The organism is Enterobacter sp. FW301-JW81, assembly GCF_058788735.1.
In genome coordinates, this window is record NZ_JBYTBA010000004.1 from 199,747 (window position 1) to 221,861 (window position 22,115).

Sequence of the window (22,115 nt, forward strand, 5' to 3'; positions counted from 1 at the left end):
CCCGCCAGCTGGCGGGGTTTTGCATTAATGATGTTTCCAGTCCGGGCCTGGACGATGATCGTCATGTCGGTCATCGTGACGGTCGTGGTGATTGTCACGATCGCGATGCTCATCATGCGGACGCCAGTGGTTATCGCGCCAGTCATAATGCGCCTTCCACCAGTCATGGTCGCGCCAGCGGCCGCCGTCCCAGTAGTGCCCGTTATTATCCTGGTCGCCAATCTGCAGTTTTACCGCAGGAACCAGCGTGATTTCAGATGCCTGTACCGCCATGGGAGCGACCAGCATCAGTGAAAGCGCGATGAGAGCAGGTTTCAGTTTAGACATAGGTGACTCCTCGTTACTCTTGCCCAACGTGGGCCGATGTAAGGAGATTACGCGAGGGGAACGGGGGATGTTATTCTCTGCAATCCTAAACGCTAAGTGACCGCATTTATTGGGAATTTCTGCTTTTTTCCTGCGTAATTTCTCCTTAATTTCTCCATAAAAAAGCCGGGTGGCGGCTTCGCCTTACCCGGCCTCGGTACAGTGTTGCTGTTGCCGGGTGACGCTGCGCTTACCCGGCCTACGTTCTGAGCCGTTGTAGGTCGGGTAAGGCGTAGCCGCCACCCGACAAAAATCATGCTCGGATCATCATCAGCTTACGCAGCGCGGCAAAATCCGCCGGCAGCTCATGAGACAGCAGCGGCAGGTCGGCACGCTCAGCCAGCTCTTTCGGCAGCGGCAGCGTTTCGCCCAGAATTGCTTCCACGCTCTCTTTGAACTTCGCCGGATGCGCGGTTCCCAGGAACAGGCCATACTCACCCGGGTTAAGCTGGTCGCGCAGCGCGCGGTAAGCAATCGCCGCGTGCGGTTCAGAGGTGTAACCTACCGCTTTTAACTCACGCATGGTGGCTTTGGTGGTTTCATCCGTCACCGCCGCGTAGCCCAGGTCACTCAGACGCCAGATCTTACGGCGGAACAGCTCTTCAACGCGCGGCCAGTTGTTCGGCTGGGACACATCCATCGCGTTGGAGAGCGTCGCCTGCGTGGCGTTTGGCGCCCACTTCCCGTCTTTCAGGAAGCGCGGCACGGTATCGTTGGCATTGGTGGCAGCGATAAAGCGTTTCACCGGCAGTCCCAGCGATTTCGCCAGCAGGCCAGCCGTCAGGTCGCCGAAGTTACCGCTCGGCACGGAGATCACCAGCTGGTTACGGGCTTCCTGCGGCAGCTGCGCCACCGCTTCGAAGTAGTAGCAGATCTGCGCCAGCAGACGGCTGATGTTGATGGAGTTGGCGGAGTTCAGACCCAGCGCCACCTTCAGCTCTTCGTCGTCGAAGGCCTGCTTGACCAGCGCCTGGCAGGCATCAAAGTCACCGTCGATCGCCACGGTTTCAATATTGCCGCCGAGCGTGCAGAACAGTTTTTCCTGCAGCGGGCTGATTTTGCCTTTCGGATAGAGGATCACCACGCGGACGTTTTTCAGGCCGTAAAATGCGTGGGCTACCGCCGCACCGGTATCGCCGGAGGTGGCGGTCAGGATGGTCACCGGTTTGTCGCCGCTGATGTGGGTCAGCATCTGCGCCATGAAGCGGCCGCCGAAGTCTTTAAACGCCAAGGTTGGGCCGTGGAACAGCTCCAGACAACCGACGTCAGGCTCAACCTGCTGAACGGGTGCCGGGAAAGCGAACGCCGCACGCACGCGTTCTTCCAGCAGCTCCTGCGGAATTTCGTCGCCGATAAACGCCGACAGAATTTTGGTGCTGCGGGTGACAAAGTCCAGCTTCAGCAGTTCATCAATCTCGGTCAGCTGAAATTCCGGCAGGTCATGGGGGAAAAACAGCCCCTGATTTTTGCCCAGTCCCTGCGTTACCGCCTGCGCGAAGCTGACCTGCTCGTTATGATCTTTAAGGTTGTAGAGTTTCATTAATTATCCCAGTACTCGTGCGCCAGCCGTGTCCAGACGGCAAATATGAACAAAGCCTTCCTGATTTTGCAGGTAGTGTTTAGAGAGCCAGTCCGCCACGCGCTGCGCAGTGTCTGGCTTATCGCACAGGGCGAACAGCGTCGGGCCGGAGCCGGAGATGCCGCACGCCTGCGCGCCGATATCCATGGATGCCTGTCGCGCCTCGTTAAAGCCCGGCAGCAGCTTCGTGCGGTACGGCTCGGCAATGACGTCCTTCATCAGTTTCGCCGCCAGCTGTGGCTGACGGGTGTAGCAGGCGTGAATAAAGCCCGCCAGGTGACGCCCGTGGGCGATGCAATCCTGACGACGATACTGCGCGGGCAGGATCGCACGCGCTTCTGCGGTTGAAACCTTAATGCCCGGATAGGCCAGCACCCACAGCCACTCATCAAACCCTGGCACCTGCTGGCTGATGATGCCATTTTCTTCGATCATCAGCTGCATACCGCCGAGGAAGCACGGCGCCACGTTGTCGTAATGAATGCTGCCGGAGATACGGCCTTCCAGCTCGCCCATTAAGGCAAGCATGCGGTTGTTGTTCAGGGGTTTGCCGCAGTGCTCGTTCATCGCCACCAGCGCGGCGACCACGGAACAAGCGCTGGAGCCCAGGCCCGAGCCAATCGGCATACTTTTTTCCAGCGTCATGGCGACCGGCACGTTTTTGCCGATCTCCTGACAGAAGCGCTCCCAGCACTGATAGACAATATTCTCGCGCGGGTCAGACGGCAGCTTGCTGGCGAAACGGCCCACGTTATTCAGGCTGAAACTTTCTGCCGCTTCAACCGTGACCGTATCGCCCAGCAGCGAACCATCCACCGGAGTGACCGCCGCGCCCAGCACGTCAAATCCGACGCTCATATTGGCGCTGGAAGCCGGGGCATAAACTTTGACCATGTTAAACTCCTAACTTCCATGACAGGGTACGCAACAGATCGGCAAACACACCCGCCGCTGTAACATCGTTCCCTGCGCCATAGCCGCGAAGCACCAGCGGCAATGGCTGATAATAGTGGCTGTAAAACGCGAGGGCGTTTTCGCCGTTTTTGACTTTGTAGAGCGGATCGTTGCCATCCACTTCGGCAATCTTCACCCGGCACACACCATCTTCTTCAATGTTGCCAACATAGCGCAATACCTTACCTTCATCACGGGCTTTCGCAACGCGAGCGGCAAAAGCGTCGTCAAGCTGCGGCAAATTCGCCATAAAGGCGCTGACGTCACCGCTGTCATCAAACTCTGCTGGCAGCACCGGCTCAATCACGATATCCGAAAGCTCAAGCTCGCGGCCCGTTTCACGCACGAGGATCAGCAGCTTGCGCGCCACGTCCATCCCGGAGAGATCGTCACGCGGATCCGGCTCGGTATAGCCCAGCTCGCGCGCGGCGCGGGTTGCTTCTGACAGGCTCATGCCTTCATCCAGCTTGCCGAAGATAAAGGACAGCGAGCCGGAGAGAATGCCGGAGAAACGCTGCAGTTCATCGCCCGCGTTGAGCAGGTTTTGCAGGTTCTCGATAACCGGCAGCCCCGCGCCCACGTTGGTGTCGTACAGGAACTTGCGGCGCGACTTGCTCGCCGCCAGACGCAGCTGGTGATAGTAATCCATCGACGAGGTGTTGGCCTTTTTGTTTGGCGTCACCACGTGGAAACCTTCGCGCAGGAAGTCGGCGTACTGATCGGCCACCGCCTGGTTGGAGGTACAGTCAACAATCACCGGGTTAAGCAGGTGATACTCTTTCACCAGACGGATCAGGCGGCCCAGGTTGAACGGCTCTTTCGCCTCGTTCATCTCGGCCTGCCAGTTTTCCAGGTTCAGCCCGTGAACGTTGGTCAGCAGCGCTTTCGAGTTGGCAATCCCGCAGACGCGCAGATCGATATGTTTCTTCTTCAGCCACGCCTGCTGACGCTTCACCTGCTCCAGCAGCGCACCGCCCACGCCTCCGACGCCAATCAGGAACAGCTCGATGACCTGATCGGTATTGAACAGCATCTGGTGAACCACGCGTACGCCGGTGGTGGCGTCATCGTTGTCCACGACAACAGAAATTGAACGCTCTGACGACCCCTGGGCAATTGCCACAATATTAATGTTGGCGCGCGCCAGCGCGGCAAAGAATTTGGCGGAGATACCGCGCAGCGTGCGCATACCGTCGCCGACCACAGAGATAATCGCCAGGCGCTCCTGAATGGAGAGCGGCTCAAGCAGCTCTTCTTTCAGCTCCAGATAGAACTCTTCTTCCAGCGCGCGGCGGGCGCGCAGACAGTCGCCCTGCGGCACGCAGAAGCTAATGCTGTACTCGGAAGAGGACTGGGTGATCAGCACTACAGAAATGCCGTTGCGGGACATGGCCGCAAACACGCGAGCCGCCATGCCGACCATTCCTTTCATCCCCGGACCGGAGACGCTGAACATCGCCATATTGTTAAGGTTGGAGATACCTTTCACCGGCAGGCCGTCCTCATCGGTACTGGCGCCAATCAGCGTACCCGGCGCCTGCGGATTACCGGTGTTTTTAATCAGACAAGGGATTTGGAACTGGGCTATCGGGGAGATGGTACGCGGGTGAAGCACTTTAGCGCCGAAGTAGGAGAGCTCCATCGCTTCCTGGTACGACATCGACTTCAGCAGTCTGGCATCGGGCACCTGGCGCGGGTCGCAGGTATAGACGCCGTCAACGTCAGTCCAGATCTCACAACAGTCCGCGCGTAAACAGGCGGCCAGCACGGCGGCGGAATAGTCGGAACCGTTACGACCCAGCACCACCAGCTCGCCCTTCTCGTTACCGGCGGTGAAGCCGGCCATCAGGATCATGTGGTCAGACGGGATTTTGCTCGCGGCGATACGGCGGGTTGATTCGGCAATATCAACCGTGGATTCGAGGTAGTGGCCCACTGCCAGCAGTTTTTCAACCGGATCGATCACGGTCACGTTGTGACCACGCGCTTCCAGCACGCCCGCCATAATGGCGATAGACAGTTTTTCGCCCCGGCAGATCAGCGCCGCGTTGATGCTGTCCGGGCACTGTCCCAGCAGGCTGATTCCGTGAAGAACATGTTTAATTTGCGCGAATTCCTGCTCAACAAAGGACTTCAGCTGAGCGTGCGGGAAGCCAGGCAGCGCCTCTGCCAGCCCCTGCAGCAGCTCAGCGAAGATACGCTCGGCGTCGCTAATGTTCGGGAGTGCATCCTGGCCACCGATGGTCTTTTCAATCATTGCCACCAGATGGTTAGTGATTTTTGCCGGGGCAGAGAGCACGGTTGCAACCTGCCCCTGCCTGGCGTTGCTCTCCAGGATATCGGCAACACGCAGAAAACGTTCTGCATTTGCCACTGATGTACCGCCGAACTTCAACACTCGCATGGTTCTACCTCGTTTCCTTTAGCCGAAAAAAAAGCCCGCACTGTTCAGGTGCGGGCTTTTTTTTGTTTTTCCTGTACGCGTCAGCCCGCATCGTTACCTGTGGTAATGATGATGGTTGTGGTAATGGTGGTGATGCTGATGCGTTTCATGGATGTTGTGTACTCTGTCATTATTATCTGTCTGTGCTGTATTCTTTTAGGGTTAAAGGATCGGGCCCCTTAAGTCAATGGATTTTTAATTTGATCACATTTTGAGAGACTCTCACGTCCCGCTGCGGGCAGATTTATTTTCATCCGATTCCCCCAGATGCAACCCTTTGCAACAGACTTATCCGCCATAGTAAAAACTTATGGCAGTATTTTACTCGGCCAATTTTTTTTCAATATCATGCAGCAAACGATGCAGCATTGCGGTGTCCCGCTGCTCAAGACGCCCAAGACGCTGCTGCAGCCAGTCAGCCATTTTTTGATCGTCCGCCACCCCCAGCTGGGTTAACAGCTGCTCAACGCGAGCGCGCAGCGCGGCCAGCTGATTTTCGTTTGCCCCTTCAGCCTGAGGTTGGGGAATTTGTATTAGGGAGGCTAATTGATAGCAATAAACCATTACTGCCTGGCCTAAGTTCAGGGACGGGTAATCGGCCACCATCGGCGCGCCGGTAAGAACGTCAGCCAGCTCCAGCTCTTCGTTTGTTAATCCGGAATCTTCACGACCAAACACCAGCGCCGCTTTTTCCAGCCACTGGCTTTTCTCGCTCAGCATCGGCACAAGCTCCGCTGGCGTGGCGTAATAGTGAAACTTCGCCCGGCTGCGCGCCGTGGTGGCGACGGTGAAGGAGATATCGTGTAGCGCCGCGGCGAGGGTATCGTAAGTGGTTATATTATCGAGAATATCGCCCGATCCGTGCGCCACCCAGCGTGCCGCAGGCTCCAGGTGGGCAGTGCTGTCCACGATACGTAAATCGGTAAATCCCATGGTCTTCATGGCGCGCGCGGCAGCGCCTATATTTTCTGCTCTGGCTGGGGCGACCAGTACAATCGACAGATGCATTTATGCTCTCTTTTTAATCAGTTAGCGGGTAAAAATGTGATGCGCTTCAACATATTACGCAGCGCGAATTTACAAAATTGCAACACAAATCACCGAAATAGCGTTTCATAACAAATTAAAAACGCTAAACTATTCCTTGTCTGAACAATCAGTTAGAATGTTAACAGAACACTATTATCCCTATGTTTTATAATGATAATAGCGATATGAATACCCTATTCTGATTGGATTCGCTTCGTTTATAAATCAATGTCCGCAACTAGTTGGTTTATTGAAAAATTGTGACAAAGGCTAGCATTCGGCTACGATGATTTCATCAAACTGTTAACGTGCTACAATTGAACTTGATATATGTCAACGAAGCGTAGTTTTATTGGGTGTCTGGTGTCACTTAGCCTGTTATGTTGCTGTTAAAATGGTTAGGATGACAGCCGTTTTTGACACTGTCGGGTCCAAAGGGAAAGTACCCAAGACCAAGCTAATGATGTTGTTGACGTTGATGGAAAGTGCATCAAGAACGCAATTACGTACTTTAGTCACGTTAAGCCGATCATGTTAATTTGCGACATGCATCAGGCAGGTCAGGGACTTTTGTACTTCCTGTTTCGATTTAGTTGGCAATTTAGGTAGCAAACATGCAGACCCCGCACATTCTTATCGTTGAAGACGAGTTGGTAACACGCAACACGTTAAAGAGCATTTTCGAAGCAGAAGGCTACGATGTCTTTGAAGCGACCGATGGCGCAGAGATGCATCAGATCCTTTCTGAAAATGATATCAACCTGGTGATCATGGATATTAACCTGCCGGGCAAAAACGGTCTTCTTCTGGCGCGCGAACTGCGCGAGCAGGCGAACGTCGCGTTAATGTTCCTGACGGGCCGTGACAACGAAGTTGATAAAATTCTTGGCCTGGAAATCGGTGCGGATGACTACATCACCAAGCCGTTCAATCCTCGCGAGTTAACCATTCGTGCACGCAACCTGCTGTCCCGCACCATGAACCTGGGTACGGTCAGCGAAGAGCGTCGTAGCGTAGACAGCTACAAATTCAACGGCTGGGAACTTGATATCAATAGCCGTTCGCTGATTAGCCCGAACGGTGAGCAGTATAAACTGCCGCGCAGTGAATTCCGCGCGATGCTGCACTTCTGCGAAAACCCGGGCAAAATTCAGTCCCGTGCAGAGCTGCTGAAGAAAATGACCGGCCGTGAGCTGAAGCCACACGACCGTACCGTAGACGTCACCATCCGTCGTATTCGTAAACATTTCGAATCTACGCCAGATACGCCGGAAATCATCGCCACGATCCACGGCGAAGGGTACCGTTTCTGCGGCGATCTGCAGGAGTAATCCCGCAGTTAATGCATTAAAAAACGGCGCTTATGCGCCGTTTTTTTTATTTCCAGATCCGCATCGTGTCGTTATCAGGCTCTACAGGAGGTTGAGGGCGCCTCGGCTGAGAGAGCGAGTACCAGTCAAAATGACGGGTCAGATACATCACCGCGAACAGCGCCAGGGCGAGAACAGCAGAGCCCAGCAACAATGCACTGTCCTCCGAACGCAGCAGGAACCACATCACCACATCCAGTCCGAGGAGTGCCAGCACAAACATTCCGCTGCGCTTCCAGCTTTTCAGCACCGCCTGCAGGTACATTCCGTTCATCGCCGCCCCAACGAGGCTTGCGACAATCCAGGCGGGGGTAAACCCGACGTGTTCAGACAGGGCCAGCAACACCAAATAGAACAGTACCAGCGATAGCCCCACCAGCAGATACTGCATCGGGTGAAGGCGTAATCCGGTTAAGGTCTCGAAGACAAAGAAGGCCATAAACGTCAGGGCAATCAGCAAAATAGCGTATTTAATTGCCCGATCCGTCAATTGATACTGGTCGGCTGGCGTGGCTACCGTCACGCTAAAGGCCGGGAGCGCTTCCCACTCCGGTGATTCCTTGTCGTAGAACCAGCTCTCCAGGTTATTTGCAAACCAGCTGCTCTGCCAGTTCGCCTGGAAACCAGACTCGCCTATCTGATGCTTAACCGGAAGGTAATCGCCCATAAAACCCGGATGCGGCCAGTTGCTGTTGAGCGTCATTTCGCTATTACGCCCTACCGGTACCACCGCAAAACTGCCGGTTCCCGCCAGGTTGAGTGACATCTCAAGTGCAAACGTTTTGGCTTCCAGCGCTTTGTCGGTCAGAGGGATGTGGATCCCCGCTAGCGCCCCGTAGACACCGGAACCGGGTTCCACGCTTAGCGTTTCACCATTGATTTTAGAGATGCTGACGGTGCCAATACCCCGCGCGTCGCCAACGCCCGTCACGATAAACGGCTGCCCTGTTGTTATCGTTTCCCCTCTCAGCTGTTTTAGCGCTTCGGTATTAAACTGCGCTTTAATCTTCAGGTCAGTGTTCCAGATTTGCCCGTCATAGATGCCAATATTTCTCGACTCCACGTGCTGGTTCCCTTCAATAACCAGAGATTCCGGCAGAATGTAATGCATATAGTTTTTCTTAAATTCGACCTTCTTCTCGTCCTCTATCTTGTAAAAGATCTCCGTCATCGGAATGGCAATCATCGGACCGACCAGTTTTTGCGGTCCGCTGGTGCTTTGGCGCAGCGTATTTTCAACGTCGTTGCGATAGCTCTCGCGCTCTGAAATCAGGTTACTGACCATAAACAGCGGGACTAACAGCAGCAGGATGCACCCCAGCAGGGTGCTAATTTTCCAGAACAGGGGGGATTTCATCATTACGTCTCCTTTGTGATGGGGAGAGCGTAACCGGGCCATGTGGGGCCAGTTTGAAGTTATGTGAAGGGACGGTGAAGCGTGAGCGTGGCCATCACGCCTCCTTCATCACGATTGCGTAAATCGATCTCTCCCTGATGCAGACGCGCAACCTCCTGCACAAAAGCCAGCCCGAGACCGCTGCTCTTCAACCCGTTCTCACGAGGAAGGGAATAGAAGCGTTCAAAAATACGTTCCCGCGCATAGTCCGGGATCCCGCTTCCGCTGTCGGTGACGATCAGCTGTACCTGCCTGCGATCTTCCCGGGCCACTAGTGCAATGGCCCCGCCCTGCGGCGTGAAATCTATAGCGTTATCCAGCAAATTGCCAAGCGCCTGTTCGAGAAGGTCGGGATCGCCCGCCACGTAAAGCGAGGCCGGCTGAAGGGTCAGCACAATCTCTTTCGCTGCCAACAGTGCCGCGCGCGCGTCGGCAAGCCGCGTGAACAGCGAGTCGACGCTGACGACCTCAGGAATAATCTCGACGCGATTTTCAAGCCGAGCCTGGGTGAGCAGCTTTTCGACCAGCGACTGCATGCGCGCGTTCTGTACCAGAATATTATCGATAAACCGCTCGGCCACCTGCGGCGGTGGCTGTTCAGAGAGAATTTCTGCCGCACCGCGAATGGCCGCGATCGGGCTTTTCAGCTCGTGGGTGAGCGCATGGACATAGCGTTCAATATAGTTTTTCCCTTCCAGGCGAATGCGCATATTTTCCAGCGCCTGCGCCAGCTTGTGCAGTTCGCTACTGCCGGGATTCGGTAGCGGGAGAGGCGTATCGGTGGTCACCGAGTCGGCATAGCGCGATAAGGTGCCGATGGATCGATTGATCCACCACGCCACAGCAAAGCCAATCAGCAGGGCAATGCCGAGCAGCGCTCCGCCTGCCCACAGGATCCGTCGTTCGCTGCGGTGAATCACCGGCGCCATCGCGCTGTTCGGTTTGCCTACCGAGATCGCACCGATAATCTTGCCCCGATCCCTGATCGGTGCCGCAACATACATCACCGTGCTCTCCGGATCGTCGGGAAAGCTCTGGGTGCTGCGCGCGCCATATTCACCGCGAAGCGTCAGCCAGACGTCGTTCCAGCGCGAATAATCTTTTCCCACGGCCAGACCGGCGGAATCAAACACGACCCGGCCCTGTGCATCGGTCATGTAGACGTGATACTCGTTACGCACTTTATGAATCCCGCCGATATTGGCGCGCAAAGGGCGTTGATGAAGCTGCGAAAAGGCCTGCGCCAGCTTGCCCTGCTGCGCATTACCCGAAAGCAAATCGTCACGTCCGATTTCGGCCAACAGGGTCGCGGTATCGATCAACGTGCCCTCGGTTGCTCTGCGCACGCCGGGCTTCACTTCCTGAACAAAGATCGACAGCACAAACCACGCGGCGATGGCGACGATCAGGAAATACCCCAGCAGCAACCGCATTCCAATGCGCATTAATAAAGCCCCAGGCTATAGCCCATACCGCGATGGGTACTGATGGGTGAAAGTTCCTCATTCACCGCCCGCAGCTTGGCGCGCAGGGTTTTGATGTGGGTGTCCACGGTACGATCGAAACTGTCGCCGTCTTCGCCCCACACCTTGTCCATTAACTGCTGACGGGAGAACACCCGTCCGGGAGCCTGCAGTAAGGTTTTAAGCAGTAAAAACTCATAGCGCGTGAGCGGTAATGCTTCACCACACCAGCTAATTCGCGCGGCTGGTTCATTCAGCTCAAACTGGCCGATGCGCACAATCTCTGAAGGCGCGGCGGATTTTTGCATGCGCCGTAAAATTGTCCGCACCCGCGCACAGACTTCACGGGGTGAAAAAGGCTTGGCCACGTAGTCATCGGCCCCCATTTCGAGCCCAAGCAGCTTGTCCACCTCATCACTGCGCGCCGTCAGAAACAGCACCGGCAATGAAGGATGCTGCGCCAGCAGTCGGCGACAAAGCTCAAACCCACTGATGTCCGGCAGCCCGACATCCAGAATGGCGAGCGCCGGAGCCTGTCGCCTCGCCTCCTCCAGCACCGGCAAACCCCGTTCAAACGCCTTTACTGCAAATCCCTCCTGCTGGAGCATGTAGATAAGCGTATCGGCGATACTGATTTCGTCTTCAACCAGCCAGACCACAGGTTGTTGCATGGTTCATCCCTGAATTAGTGCCACGGCATAATCGGCACCGCGCTGATCGCGTTTTTCGGCGAGCCTTCCACCACTTTGTCGGAATAGGCCAGGTATGCCAGGGTGTTGCGTTTGGCATCATAGAAGCGCACTACCTGAAGCTTTTTAAACACCAGCGAGGTCCGTTTCTGGAACACCACGTCACCCTGCGCTTTACCGTTTTTAATTTTATCGCTCAGCTCAACCGGCCCCACCTGCTGGCAGGAGATCGCCGCATCGGAAGTATCTTCCGCCAGCCCCAGGCCGCCTTTGATACCGCCCGTTTTCGCGCGGCTGACGTAGCAGGTGACGTTTTTCACGTCCGGATCGTCAAACGCCTCCACCACAATTTTGTGGTCCGGGCCGAACATTTTGAACACGGTATCGACCGAACCAATCTGTTCTGCCTGTGCGACGCGGCCAACCATCAACATCAATGCGGTGAAGATCAAAGTCTTGTATTTCATATTGTTACCATTCTTTAAAATTACGCTGAGCGATTATTCAACACTTTAGACAAAAATGTAGCAAGATCACAGGATTAGAATATATTTGCCCATAATGTGCTCCAAAAAGCATGAATGCGCAAAAAAAACACTGAATGCTAAAACATCAAAAAATGCTATTATCCGCTAACCTGTTATCAGGCACCTGCTGTTTTAAGGATGAGGATAGTATATGGATCAGGCTGGAATTATTCGCGACCTGCTCACCTGGCTGGAAGGTCATCTCGACCAGCCTTTGTCACTGGATAATGTGGCGGCTAAAGCAGGCTATTCCAAGTGGCATCTGCAGAGGATGTTCAAAGATGTCACCGGTCATGCTATCGGGGCCTATATTCGCGCACGTCGTCTGTCAAAGTCTGCTGTGGCATTGCGCCTGACCGCACGCCCGATTCTGGATATTGCCCTGCAATACCGTTTCGATTCGCAGCAAACCTTCACCCGCGCCTTTAAGAAACAGTTCTCGTTGACGCCAGCGCTTTATCGTCGCTCGCCTGACTGGAGCTCGTTTGGCATGCGTCCGCCGCTGCGTCTGGGCGAGTTCGCGATGCCGAAATACGAAATTGTCACGCTGCCTGAAACCCATCTGATCGGTACAACGCAGAGTTACTCGTGCTCTCTGGAGCAGATTTCTGAGTTCCGACATCAGATGCGCGTCCAGTTCTGGCGCGACTTCCTGAGCCACGCGCCGGCGATCCCGCCGATTCTGTATGGTCTCAACGAAACGCACCCGAGCCAGGAAAAAGACGACGAACAGGAGGTGTTCTACACCACCGCGCTGACACCGGATATGGCCAATGGCTACATTCAGGGGTCGAAGCCTGTCGTGCTGGAAGGCGGTGAGTACGTGATGTTCGCGTATGAAGGGCTGGGAACGGGGGTTCAGGAGTTCATCCTGACCGTTTACGGGACCTGCATGCCGATGCTGAATCTGAATCGCCGTAAGGGTCAGGACATTGAGCGCTACTACCCGGCGCAGGATGCTAAACCGGAAGAAGGCCCAATCAATCTGCGTATGGAATTCTTGATTCCGATACGTCGTTAACGCTGCAGTTCGTCAAGCGCAGGGGCATCAAGATGCGAAATGTCCCCTGCCATCTCCACTACCCAGCCCGACGCCAGCCACGCGCTCTCCTGGTAATCAATCCGGGAAATGGAGCAGTTGCGCAGACGCAAACGGCGCTCAGCATACGCCGGTAACCCCAGAATGGTGCTCACCAGGCAACCCAACGCAATCCCGTGACTCACCAGTAGCGGACGGCTTCCTGCCGGAAGCTTCAGGCACTCGGCCAGAGCAGCATGCATGCGCACGCTGAGCTCCTGCATGGATTCTCCCTCAGGAATACGGCCATCTTCGGTACCGTTCACTAGCGTGCGACGCCAGCCCTCTTCCGTTTCCGTCAGCGTATCGATATGGCGTTTTTCCAGCACGCCCATATCCAGCTCGCGCAGGCGCGGCTCAAGCATGACGTCACAGCCGCAGGCGTCTGCGATGATGCGCGCCGTCTGCTGTGTGCGACCTAAGTCGCTGGTGATGACGTGGGTAATGCCCAGCGTTCTGGCGCGCTCTGCCACCTGCCACGCTTGCTGCACGCCCTTCTCAGTGAGCGGACTGTCTGACTGGCCTTGAATACGTCGCTCGGCGTTCCACTGCGTTTCACCGTGGCGAACAAGGTATACCTGTAACATGCTTTTTTTCCGTTATACTGCGATGAGTTTTTTTGAATCGAGCTTAATTATGCACCATGTTGTCTCTGCTACCACTAATCCTGCCAAAATTCAGGCAATTCTAAGGGCATTTGAAGAGATCTTCGGCGCAGGATCCTGCCATATTGAGGCCATCGGCGTCGAGAGTGGCGTTCCTGAACAGCCGTTCGGCAGCGAGGAAACGCGCGCTGGCGCACGAAATCGCGTGGCGAATGCGAAGGCTGCGGCACCGGATGCTGACTTTTGGGTGGCCATTGAAGCAGGTATCGACGAAGGCGCAACGTTTAGCTGGGTGGTTATCGAAAGTCGCGAGCAGCGCGGTGAAGCGCGTTCGGCTACCCTGCCGCTACCGGACATTATTCTTGAGAAAGTACGCGCGGGTGAAGCGCTCGGGCCGGTGATGTCGCAGTACACCGGCATTGATGAGATTGGCCGTAAAGAAGGGGCCATTGGCGTCTTTACCGCCGGCGCGCTGACGCGTTCAGGCGTGTATCACCAGGCGGTGATCCTGGCGTTAAGCCCGTTCCATAACGCGATTTATCGTTGAATGTGTAGGCCGGATCAGGCGAAGCCGTCATCCAGCGTTTTTCAGCAATACCGCTTCCAGCCACTGACGCAGCTCAACCGGTGCCGACTTAAGGCTGTTCGATCCGCGGGTAATCGTTGCGATACCCGCGCCGAGCTCATTTTTAAGCTCGCGCTGGCTCATCTCGCCGCGCAGCAACTCTTCAATGATCCGCACGCGCGTGCCCAGCGCCTCGCGCTCGTCCGGCGTGAGCATCAGCTGCATCAGGGGTAAATGCAAATCCTGATCGTAAGACTGGCGAAGCAACTCCACAAAACGAAGCCACTCCTGATGACGTTGTTCGGCCATTGCCGAGGAATACGGGGAATGCTGGGTCATGTTATGCTGCCTCTTGTACTCATTAGCGAGTACAGCATAACACAACCCACGCCGATCAGTAACGTCTCTGCCACTCGGCATCGCTCATCAGGGTATCTTTCTGCCCCATGAAGTAGCGATAGTACGCATCATACGCCAGCACGTTTTTCACGTATCCGCGCGTTTCCGAGAACGGAATGCTCTCGACAAACGCCACGGCGTCAATGCGCCCGGCGCTGTTGCCGAGCCAGGTGCGCACGCGCCCGGGACCCGCGTTATACGCCGCCGAAGAGAAGATGCGGTTATTGCCGAACTGCTGATACACGTACTGGAGATAGCTGGTACCGATGTTGATGTTGGTATCCGGATCCAGGAGCTGTGACGGGCTGCTGTACCCAGGAATATTAAACATCTTCACCGTGTGCGTCGCCGTACCCGGCATGATCTGCATCAGACCGCTGGCACCCACCGGGGAACGGACTTTCGGGTTCCACGCACTCTCCTGACGGGCAATCGCCATCGCGTAACTTTGCGGGATATCTTTGCCGCTGGTGTAGCGATCGAAAAGATCTTTATAAGCCAGCGGGAAACGCTCTTCGAGATGATCCCACAGCTTGCCGGCGATCGTCGCCTGCACGCTTAGATCCCACCAGTGATTATCAAACGCATAGCGGGCAAGCTGGGCTTTCTCGTCGGTGGTGCGGCTGGTCACCAGGTTCGCCCATTCGCTGCGCGCGGTGTTGTCCATGTTCCAGTACATCAGCTCGCGAACGCGTGCCATTTCTGGCCCCTGCGTCAGCGCCGGGTTCGCGTTAGCGGGCGCTTTATCAATGCGGAAGATGTACTCCTCGCCCAGGCGCTGCGCGGCCGCCATCGGGTAGAAGCCGCGCTGCTGCATCAGCGAATGGAGAATATCTTTGGCTTCATCATCACGACCGCGCTCCATCAGCAGGTCGGCCTGCCAGTAGCGCCATTCGTCCTTCTCTTTGGCTTCCATAGGCAACCGCGCCAGCCAGGTATTTAACCCCCGGCGATCGCCCGTGCCCAGCGCCATTCGCACGCGTCGTTCCACCAGCGAGGTGGAGTTCGAGCGCATAATGGCATCGTCTCGCCAACGCGCCTGTTCGTCGGTCACATCCGTGCCCATCAGTCGCCACGCCACAATGTCGCGCAGCTCCTGGGTCTGCTCCTCGTTAAGCTGCTGCGCCTGCACCAGCTGCGGGATCATCAGTCGCGCGTTTTCCACATCGTCACGCGCCACGCTGGCAAAAGCCACCGCCGCCATCTGACGGGTAAAATCGGTCGCCCCCGTAGTGCGGGCAAAGGTCAGGACGCTGTTCGGATCGTTTGCCAGGGCAATAACCGCCGTAGAGATAGTCTGGTAATCGGACGGCATTTGCCCCGCCAGGGTGGTTACCAGCCGCGTGTTGCCGGCTTTCATCGCCAGACGGATGCGCTCAAGATAGGCCAGCGGGTCCTGCTTGCCGGAAGCACGCCATGCGCCAAACAGGGAATCACAGGCGTTTGGCTGGCTTTTGCCGGTGAGCCAGAGCTCTTTCGCCCCTGCCCAGGCCTCTTCCTGCTGCCCGGTCGCCCATTTCGCATAGTAATAGTTACACTGGGCTTCGGTGGCGTTCGGCTTTTCAGGGCTAAACGCCAGCAGTCCGCGCCAGTCTTCGCGACGCGCCAGCTCGTTAACGAAACGAGACTGCAGGTTCCGCGCCGGCGGCAGGGTCGGGTTCGCCTGAATGAAGTTATTCACGGTGACGGTCGGTTGGTTCATGAGATCGTCCGTGATCTGGCGATACTCCAGATACGGATACAGCGGATAATCCTTGAGCGTCGGCATCAGCGCCTGCACGGTATCCATCTGCTTGTTGTCCCACGCCTGTTTAATTTGGGCGTAGCGATTACGTTGTTCATCCAGTGAATCGGCATGCACCGCCTGGCTTACCGCCATTACGCATACGCTGGCAGCCAGCAGACGCCAGACCACCCGTTTGGCTTTTTCCACAAGCTCTTCCTCATTGTTTTTTCGTCAATTGCAGCGTCTTGCCACGTCAAAGTCTAATCAACTTATGCTAACCAGGCATCCTGCAACGCGCCACGTCATGGACACTTTTTTACCTTTCTTGCGCGTTTTAACACTCCCGACGTTCCTGGCTGGGATTAGGCCGTGAAAAAGGCTACACTTCGAGGCTGAAATTCCTTCTCATCACGATAAAAGAGGCGAAGTCCAACGTGGCTCAATTCGTTTATACCATGCATCGTGTCGGCAAAGTGGTCCCGCCGAAACGTCATATTCTTAAAAATATCTCGCTGAGCTTCTTCCCGGGCGCAAAAATCGGTGTTCTGGGTCTCAACGGTGCCGGTAAGTCCACCCTGCTGCGCATCATGGCCGGCATCGATACAGACATCGAAGGTGAAGCCCGTCCGCAGCCTGGCATCAAAATCGGCTACCTGCCGCAGGAACCACAGCTGAACCCGGAACACACCGTGCGTGAGTCAGTAGAAGAAGCCGTTTCCGAAGTGGTTAACGCCTTGAAAGGTCTGGATGAAGTGTATGCCAAATACGCCGAACCGGATGCGGACTTCGACAAGCTTGCTGCACAACAGGGCAAGTATGAAGAGATTATCCAGGCGCACGACGGTCACAACCTGAACGTGCAGCTGGAGCGCGCGGCGGATGCCCTGCGTCTGCCGGACTGGGATGCGAAAATCGCCAATCTCTCCGGTGGTGAACGCCGCCGCGTGGCGCTGTGCCGCCTGCTGCTGGAAAAACCAGACATGCTGCTGCTCGACGAACCCACTAACCACCTGGATGCGGAATCCGTGGCGTGGCTGGAACGCTTCCTGCACGACTTCGAAGGCACCGTTGTGGCAATTACCCACGACCGTTACTTCCTCGACAACGTCGCGGGCTGGATCCTGGAGCTGGACCGCGGTGAAGGCATTCCGTGGGAAGGCAACTACTCCTCCTGGCTGGAGCAGAAAGATCAGCGTCTGGCGCAGGAAGCTTCTCAGGAAGCGGCGCGTCGTAAGTCTATCGAGAAAGAGCTGGAGTGGGTGCGTCAGGGCGCGAAAGGCCGTCAGTCCAAGGGCAAAGCCCGTCTGGCACGCTTTGAAGAGCTTAACAATACCGAATACCAGAAACGTAACGAAACCAACGAACTGTTTATTCCACCTGGAGCACGTCTGGGGGATAAAGTGGTTGAAGTGACCAACCTGCGTAAGTCCTACGGCGACCGCCTGCTGATCGACGACCTGACCTTCTCCGTGCCGAAAGGCGCAATCGTCGGGATCATCGGTCCGAACGGCGCGGGTAAATCAACCCTGTTCCGCATGATGTCCGGTCAGGAACAGCCAGACAGCGGTTCTATCACCCTGGGTGAAACCGTGAAGCTGGCGTCCGTTGACCAGTTCCGTGACGCAATGGATAACAGCAAAACCGTTTGGGAAGAAGTTTCCGGCGGTCTGGATATCATGCGTATCGGCAACACCGAGATGCCAAGCCGCGCCTATGTTGGCCGCTTCAACTTCAAAGGCACCGACCAGGGCAAACGCGTGGGCGAGCTGTCCGGCGGTGAGCGCGGTCGTCTGCACCTGGCGAAGCTGCTGCAGGTGGGCGGTAACGTACTGCTGCTCGATGAACCAACCAACGACCTGGACATCGAAACCCTGCGCGCGCTGGAAAACGCCCTGCTGGAGTTCCCGGGCTGCGCCATGGTTATCTCGCACGACCGCTGGTTCCTGGACCGTATCGCGACCCACATCCTGGACTATCAGGACGAAGGTAAAGTGGAGTTCTTCGAAGGTAACTTCACCGAATACGAAGAGTACAAGAAACGCACGCTGGGCGCAGACGCGCTGGAGCCGAAGCGTATTAAGTACAAGCGTATCGCGAAATAACAGCAAAACGGCAACTTCGGTTGCCGTTTTTTATGTTTGTTCCCTTAGCCCCGTGGGAGAGGGATCCCCAGTAATTTTTTAACCGGACGCGATGAATGTTGCTTCAGGTAAATTAATGGCTTACAGCGATGCCCTGGTCCGGCTGTAAATCGCCGAGGCGTTTCCGTAAGGCCGGGGCGAGGCGCAGGGATGCGCCGAGAGGGCGTGGCCTGCAGGGATGCAGGCTCATGCCCGACCCGATAGCCTGAAGGAATAAGCTGAGGGTACCGCGAAGCGGCGATTTACCGCCGGGAGCCCGGGTCGCCAGGGCGGTGGCGATTGAGCCGCCCTGGCACGTTCACAGGCCATGCCGTTACAGAGTAGCAAGGAACATAAAGTGAACGGAATAACCTCCACTGCCGTATGTTCCCCCTCACCCCAGCCCTCTCCCTCAAGGGAGAGGGGGTCGTCAGTGCAGACATATTTTGTGGGATCCCTCAGCCCCGTGGGAGAGGGACAGGGTGAGGGCATCAGGCCGCACATAATCAACGCCCCACGTAATACCGCTTCACCTCATCAAACTGCATCGCAAACTCGATATAGCTCATTAGTGCGGGCGAGTTAAGCTTACGGCTCGGATACGCCAGCCACAGATCGTTTCCTTCGACGTTCCACTCCGGCAGCACCTGTACCAGCGCCCCTTTCTCGACCTTATCTTCCAGCAAAAAAGCCGGAAGCAGCGTGATCCCCGCACCGGCCATCGCGCACTCACGGGCGTAAACCAGGTTATCCGTCAGATGGGCATTATCCGGCAGATAGCGATAATCCTCACTTTTACTTTGCAGAAGCCACTCGGACCAGGCTTTGTGGGTAATGCAGCGGTGCTCCACCAGCTGGCGAGGATGCGTCAGCGGCTCCCGACGCGCCAGGTACGCCGGTGAGGCCATCATATAGCGCGGACAGTGGCCGATCATCCGGCCAATCAGAGAGGAGTCCTGCGGCTTACCGGTGCGCAGCGCCACGTCAAAGCCAGACTCGACCAGATCGAGCACGTCGTCAGAAATGGAAACATCGAGCGAAACGTCGGGATAGCGGAGCTGGAATTCGGCATTCATATGCGCCAGCAGCGTGGCACCGATCCCTGCCGGACAGGTGATGCGAAGCCGTCCGCTCGGATTTTCGCGCAGGCGCTGAATGGCGTACTCCGCCCGCTCGCTGGCCGCCAGCATCTCCCGGCAGTGGACCAGATAGTGCTCGCCCGCGAACGTCAGGTTCAGCCTGCGCGTGGTGCGGTTAAGCAGGCGAATACCCACCTGCTGTTCAAGCTGGCTGATGCGCTGGCTCACGCTGGATTTTGGCAGTTCCGCTTTGTGTGCCGCTGCGGTGAAACTGCCCATCTCCGCCACCAGCGCAAACAGCGCCATGTCCTGCAGCTGTTTAAACATGATTGTTCATCCTGTACGAACGCTGAGTTCTTGATTGTCCATCTTATCATGCAGCTGACCACTTAATAGACTAGCCTCAACAAAACGCATTCCATTGAGGAGCACACCATGTCAGTTAAAGCCATTGCCGTTAACCCAGAAAATCCCTCCACCTTCATTGAAATCACCCCGCCGATGCCGCAGCCCGGCGAGCACGATCTGCTGGTGGAGGTGAAAGCCGTCTCCGTTAACCCGGTCGATACCAAAGTCCACGCGGGTATTGCCAAAAACGGGCTGAAAGAGCCGCGCGTGCTCGGCTGGGATGCCAGCGGGATCGTCAAAGCCGTTGGGACGGGCGTCACCGGATTCAAGCCGGGGGATGAGGTGTGGTACGCGGGCGACATCACCCGCCCGGGCAGCAACACCACGCATCAGCTGATCGATGCGCGTATTGTCGGGCACAAACCTGCGAGCCTCGGCTGGGCGGCTGCCGCTGCACTGCCCTTGACCGCGCTCACCGCGTGGGAAGGTCTGTTTGAACGGCTGAACATTCAGGATGCCGGCGCGGACAAAACGTTGCTGATCATCGGCGGTGCGGGCGGGGTGGGATCGCTGGCGATCCCGTTTGCGAAGCACAACAGCAAGGTGAAGATCGTCGCAACCGCGTCACGTGAAGATTCCGCCCGGTGGTGCCGCGACCGCGGTGCAGACGTGGTGGTGAACTACCGCGATCTGAAAGACGAGCTGGCGAAAGAGGGACTCACCTTTGTGGATTATATTTTCATCCTCAACGACACCGACGGGCACTGGGATGCGGTCAGCGACCTGATTGCGCCGCAGGGGCATATCTGTTCCATTGTTGAAAATGAACGTCCGCTGAACCAGGACAAGCTAAAGTCCAAATCCGCCGCCCTGCACTGGGAGTTTATGTACACCCGCAGCATGTATCAGACCGCGGATATGGCGCGTCAGGGAGAGATCTTAGACGAGGTCGCGAAGCTGGTGGATAACGGCGTGGTGGAAAGCTCGCTGAGTGAAACGCTGCACGGGCTGAGCGTGGAAAGCATTACCGAGGCGCACCGTAAGGTGCTGGACGGACATATGCGCGGGAAAGTGGTGGTTGAGTATTGAGTGATCTGATGCCCTCACCCCGGCCCTCTCCCACAGGGAGAGGGAGGTTAACGCTTACCCCTGCTCCCCCATCATCTCCTTCACCAGCTCGACGCAGCGCAGGAAACGGGAGTCGTAATCCGACTCCTCAACGTGCACAAACTCAACGTTATTCTCATTGAGCATCTCCACCAGCATGGTCTGAAATTCCCGCCTGTCCACGGAACTGCCGAGGCTGCGCATGCCGTCGGCCACCCACGGAGTGTTGTTTTCCAGCAGGATCACCAGGTCAAAGCGGTATTCGTCAATCAGCGCCTGCACGAACGGGTGCTCGCGCCCCTCGTACTTTTTACAGAACGCCTGCGTGGTCACGAAATCGGTATCGATAAACGCCACTTTATTGGCGTATTTGACCGCGAAATCAATGTACTGGGCGTGCCCGAGCGCAATTTTGTCGTAGTCGGAATACTGCAGCGCCATCTCATCGCCGCCCAGATGGGAGAAGACATAATCGCGCCCGTACTCCCACGCGCTGGTGGTATTGAAGATATTCGCCAGCTTGTTGACCAGCGTAGATTTCCCGCTCGACTCGCCGCCCAGGATCGCGACGGTGCGCACAAAGAACGGCTTCACCTCGGTCGGGATGTAATCCCAGTAGCGGAACGGGTTTTCGCGGATCTGCGCCCCACTGATGTTCATAAAGGTGCGCTTTGGATCGATAAGCACGGTTTCAATGCCCAGATGCTCGCGGAACTGCGGCGCATCGGACTCTTCAGAGGTGTAGATCCAGTTCGGCGCAATGCCCTTCTCTTCCATAAACGCTTTGATGCCGTTGCTCCACACGTCCCAGCCGTGCGGATAGGGCTCCATACCCTCTTCATTAAAGGCATGAATACGAATATTTTTCTGGTACTTAAAGGTCTGGAGCAGCCAGCGCAGACGGTCAGGCACGGTCGGCTGCTGCGACATGGCGCTGTCCTCAAACAGCTGGCGATCGCGGGTTTCGTCGTACCCCATGATGATGTGCAGTTCATCCACCTGGCTACAGGCGCGCTGTATCAGATAGATATGCCCGGTATGCAGCGGGTAAAACTTGCCGAACACCACGCCGATGTTCTTTTGCATACGCGGGAATTCAAGCCCCAGAAAGCGGTGCAGCGCTTCGAGCTTCTGCGCGCTGGGGCTTTTGATTTTGGCGTTCAGCAGCTGGCTCAGGTAGCCTTTGGTCATACCGCTGGCGTCCGCCACCTGCTGTAGCGTACAGCCTTTCTGACGGATTGCGGTTTTAATGTAGTCAAATGATGACATAAA

At 56.3% G+C, this 22,115-nt stretch carries 21 protein-coding genes and 1 other annotated feature; of the genes, 5 read left to right on the top strand and 16 right to left on the bottom strand.

Annotated features, from left to right (window positions below; all coding sequences use genetic code 11):
- Window positions 1-24 precede the first annotated feature (24 nt).
- The 7 genes from AC3WOK_RS14345 to yjjY all read right to left on the bottom strand — a co-directional run bounded on the left by AC3WOK_RS14345 (window position 25) and on the right by yjjY (window position 6,890).
- Window positions 25-327, bottom strand: a complete 303-nt coding sequence (locus AC3WOK_RS14345; protein ID WP_059312610.1) for a DUF2502 domain-containing protein — start codon at window positions 325-327, stop codon at window positions 25-27.
- A gap of 292 nt (window positions 328-619) precedes the next feature.
- Window positions 620-1,906 (bottom strand): threonine synthase, encoded by a 1,287-nt coding sequence (gene thrC, locus AC3WOK_RS14350; protein WP_059312611.1) that lies wholly within the window; start codon window positions 1,904-1,906, stop codon window positions 620-622.
- Window positions 1,907-1,909: 3 nt separating this feature from the next.
- The gene (gene thrB, locus AC3WOK_RS14355; RefSeq protein ID WP_059312612.1) at window positions 1,910-2,839 is read right to left on the bottom strand and encodes a homoserine kinase; all 930 of its coding nucleotides are present in this window, start codon (window positions 2,837-2,839) and stop codon (window positions 1,910-1,912) included.
- Window position 2,840: 1 nt separating this feature from the next.
- The gene (gene thrA / locus AC3WOK_RS14360) at window positions 2,841-5,303 is read right to left on the bottom strand and encodes a bifunctional aspartate kinase/homoserine dehydrogenase I (RefSeq protein ID WP_063429604.1); all 2,463 of its coding nucleotides are present in this window, start codon (window positions 5,301-5,303) and stop codon (window positions 2,841-2,843) included.
- Window positions 5,304-5,327: 24 nt separating this feature from the next.
- Window positions 5,328-5,445, bottom strand: a sequence feature (Thr leader region).
- A complete protein-coding gene (gene thrL / locus AC3WOK_RS14365; protein ID WP_015572623.1) occupies window positions 5,384-5,452 on the bottom strand; it encodes a thr operon leader peptide in 69 nt (22 codons plus the stop codon). (Overlaps the previous feature by 62 nt.)
- 211 nt (window positions 5,453-5,663) lie before the next feature.
- Window positions 5,664-6,350 (bottom strand): tRNA/rRNA methyltransferase, encoded by a 687-nt coding sequence (locus tag AC3WOK_RS14370; RefSeq protein ID WP_063429602.1) that lies wholly within the window; start codon window positions 6,348-6,350, stop codon window positions 5,664-5,666.
- Between the two features lie 399 nt (window positions 6,351-6,749).
- Window positions 6,750-6,890, bottom strand: coding sequence for a YjjY family protein (gene yjjY / locus AC3WOK_RS14375; protein WP_085928893.1), 141 nt, complete (start codon window positions 6,888-6,890; stop codon window positions 6,750-6,752).
- 95 nt (window positions 6,891-6,985) lie between these two features.
- Between yjjY and arcA the strand changes: the two genes are divergently transcribed.
- Window positions 6,986-7,702, top strand: coding sequence for a two-component system response regulator ArcA (gene arcA, locus AC3WOK_RS14380; RefSeq protein WP_003856501.1), 717 nt, complete (start codon window positions 6,986-6,988; stop codon window positions 7,700-7,702).
- A gap of 46 nt (window positions 7,703-7,748) precedes the next feature.
- On the opposite strand, the gene creD is transcribed toward arcA, so the two are convergent.
- The 4 genes from creD to creA are packed head-to-tail and all read right to left on the bottom strand — an operon-like array spanning window position 7,749 to window position 11,756.
- Window positions 7,749-9,101, bottom strand: a complete 1,353-nt coding sequence (gene creD / locus AC3WOK_RS14385; RefSeq protein WP_492354707.1) for a cell envelope integrity protein CreD — start codon at window positions 9,099-9,101, stop codon at window positions 7,749-7,751.
- 56 nt (window positions 9,102-9,157) lie between these two features.
- Window positions 9,158-10,582 (bottom strand): two-component system sensor histidine kinase CreC, encoded by a 1,425-nt coding sequence (gene creC, locus AC3WOK_RS14390; protein WP_447855080.1) that lies wholly within the window; start codon window positions 10,580-10,582, stop codon window positions 9,158-9,160.
- Window positions 10,582-11,271, bottom strand: coding sequence for a two-component system response regulator CreB (creB, locus tag AC3WOK_RS14395; protein WP_063957455.1), 690 nt, complete (start codon window positions 11,269-11,271; stop codon window positions 10,582-10,584). The genes creC and creB overlap by 1 nt, the downstream gene beginning before the upstream one ends.
- Window positions 11,272-11,285: 14 nt before the next feature.
- Complete coding sequence (gene creA, locus AC3WOK_RS14400) at window positions 11,286-11,756, bottom strand: protein CreA (RefSeq protein WP_023334448.1); 471 nt, start codon at window positions 11,754-11,756, stop codon at window positions 11,286-11,288.
- Window positions 11,757-11,967: 211 nt separating this feature from the next.
- Here creA and robA point away from each other — a divergent pair, with 211 nt between their 5' ends.
- The gene (robA, locus tag AC3WOK_RS14405) at window positions 11,968-12,837 is read left to right on the top strand and encodes an MDR efflux pump AcrAB transcriptional activator RobA (protein WP_025758049.1); all 870 of its coding nucleotides are present in this window, start codon (window positions 11,968-11,970) and stop codon (window positions 12,835-12,837) included.
- Here the strand turns inward: robA and gpmB are convergent.
- Window positions 12,834-13,481 (bottom strand): 2,3-diphosphoglycerate-dependent phosphoglycerate mutase GpmB, encoded by a 648-nt coding sequence (gene gpmB, locus AC3WOK_RS14410; protein ID WP_008502057.1) that lies wholly within the window; start codon window positions 13,479-13,481, stop codon window positions 12,834-12,836. The genes robA and gpmB overlap by 4 nt on opposite strands.
- Before the next feature lie 49 nt (window positions 13,482-13,530).
- Here gpmB and yjjX point away from each other — a divergent pair, with 49 nt between their 5' ends.
- The gene (gene yjjX, locus AC3WOK_RS14415) at window positions 13,531-14,046 is read left to right on the top strand and encodes an inosine/xanthosine triphosphatase (RefSeq protein WP_059312712.1); all 516 of its coding nucleotides are present in this window, start codon (window positions 13,531-13,533) and stop codon (window positions 14,044-14,046) included.
- Window positions 14,047-14,073: 27 nt separating this feature from the next.
- Here the strand turns inward: yjjX and trpR are convergent, their stop codons facing one another.
- Together trpR and sltY are read right to left on the bottom strand one after the other, a co-directional pair.
- The gene (trpR, locus tag AC3WOK_RS14420) at window positions 14,074-14,403 is read right to left on the bottom strand and encodes a trp operon repressor (protein ID WP_047346298.1); all 330 of its coding nucleotides are present in this window, start codon (window positions 14,401-14,403) and stop codon (window positions 14,074-14,076) included.
- Window positions 14,404-14,458: 55 nt separating this feature from the next.
- Entirely contained in the window at window positions 14,459-16,396 is a 1,938-nt protein-coding gene (gene sltY, locus AC3WOK_RS14425) for a murein transglycosylase (RefSeq protein ID WP_063957454.1), read from the bottom strand.
- Between the two features lie 227 nt (window positions 16,397-16,623).
- Between sltY and ettA the strand changes: the two genes are divergently transcribed.
- A complete protein-coding gene (gene ettA, locus AC3WOK_RS14430; protein WP_006810191.1) occupies window positions 16,624-18,291 on the top strand; it encodes an energy-dependent translational throttle protein EttA in 1,668 nt (555 codons plus the stop codon).
- 524 nt (window positions 18,292-18,815) lie between these two features.
- On the opposite strand, the gene AC3WOK_RS14435 is transcribed toward ettA, so the two are convergent.
- Window positions 18,816-19,715, bottom strand: a complete 900-nt coding sequence (locus tag AC3WOK_RS14435; RefSeq protein ID WP_447855078.1) for a LysR family transcriptional regulator — start codon at window positions 19,713-19,715, stop codon at window positions 18,816-18,818.
- 108 nt (window positions 19,716-19,823) lie between these two features.
- Here AC3WOK_RS14435 and AC3WOK_RS14440 point away from each other — a divergent pair, with 108 nt between their 5' ends.
- Window positions 19,824-20,825 carry a zinc-binding alcohol dehydrogenase family protein gene (locus AC3WOK_RS14440; RefSeq protein WP_492354708.1) on the top strand — a complete coding sequence of 334 codons (1,002 nt, stop codon included), beginning with the start codon at window positions 19,824-19,826 and terminating at the stop codon, window positions 20,823-20,825.
- 54 nt (window positions 20,826-20,879) lie between these two features.
- Here AC3WOK_RS14440 and nadR read toward each other — a convergent pair whose 3' ends face one another.
- Window positions 20,880-22,112 (bottom strand): multifunctional transcriptional regulator/nicotinamide-nucleotide adenylyltransferase/ribosylnicotinamide kinase NadR, encoded by a 1,233-nt coding sequence (nadR, locus tag AC3WOK_RS14445; RefSeq protein ID WP_015572616.1) that lies wholly within the window; start codon window positions 22,110-22,112, stop codon window positions 20,880-20,882.
- Window positions 22,113-22,115: the final 3 nt, after the last annotated feature.

Bases quoted from the DNA above. Each gene is read 5' to 3' on its own strand.
- AC3WOK_RS14370 (WP_063429602.1), bottom strand. From the start codon at position 6,350: ATGCATCTGTCGATTGTACTGGTCGCCCCAGCCAGAGCAGAAAATATA.
- thrA (WP_063429604.1), bottom strand. From the start codon at position 5,303: ATGCGAGTGTTGAAGTTCGGCGGTACATCAGTGGCAAATGCAGAACGT.
- creD (WP_492354707.1), bottom strand. From the start codon at position 9,101: ATGATGAAATCCCCCCTGTTCTGGAAAATTAGCACCCTGCTGGGGTGC.
- creA (WP_023334448.1), bottom strand. From the start codon at position 11,756: ATGAAATACAAGACTTTGATCTTCACCGCATTGATGTTGATGGTTGGC.
- creC (WP_447855080.1), bottom strand. From the start codon at position 10,582: ATGCGCATTGGAATGCGGTTGCTGCTGGGGTATTTCCTGATCGTCGCC.
- AC3WOK_RS14345 (WP_059312610.1), bottom strand. From the start codon at position 327: ATGTCTAAACTGAAACCTGCTCTCATCGCGCTTTCACTGATGCTGGTC.
- creB (WP_063957455.1), bottom strand. From the start codon at position 11,271: ATGCAACAACCTGTGGTCTGGCTGGTTGAAGACGAAATCAGTATCGCC.
- nadR (WP_015572616.1), bottom strand. From the start codon at position 22,112: ATGTCATCATTTGACTACATTAAAACCGCAATCCGTCAGAAAGGCTGT.
- trpR (WP_047346298.1), bottom strand. From the start codon at position 14,403: ATGACCCAGCATTCCCCGTATTCCTCGGCAATGGCCGAACAACGTCAT.
- yjjX (WP_059312712.1), top strand. From the start codon at position 13,531: ATGCACCATGTTGTCTCTGCTACCACTAATCCTGCCAAAATTCAGGCA.
- gpmB (WP_008502057.1), bottom strand. From the start codon at position 13,481: ATGTTACAGGTATACCTTGTTCGCCACGGTGAAACGCAGTGGAACGCC.
- robA (WP_025758049.1), top strand. From the start codon at position 11,968: ATGGATCAGGCTGGAATTATTCGCGACCTGCTCACCTGGCTGGAAGGT.
- arcA (WP_003856501.1), top strand. From the start codon at position 6,986: ATGCAGACCCCGCACATTCTTATCGTTGAAGACGAGTTGGTAACACGC.
- AC3WOK_RS14440 (WP_492354708.1), top strand. From the start codon at position 19,824: ATGTCAGTTAAAGCCATTGCCGTTAACCCAGAAAATCCCTCCACCTTC.
- thrB (WP_059312612.1), bottom strand. From the start codon at position 2,839: ATGGTCAAAGTTTATGCCCCGGCTTCCAGCGCCAATATGAGCGTCGGA.
- AC3WOK_RS14435 (WP_447855078.1), bottom strand. From the start codon at position 19,715: ATGTTTAAACAGCTGCAGGACATGGCGCTGTTTGCGCTGGTGGCGGAG.
- thrC (WP_059312611.1), bottom strand. From the start codon at position 1,906: ATGAAACTCTACAACCTTAAAGATCATAACGAGCAGGTCAGCTTCGCG.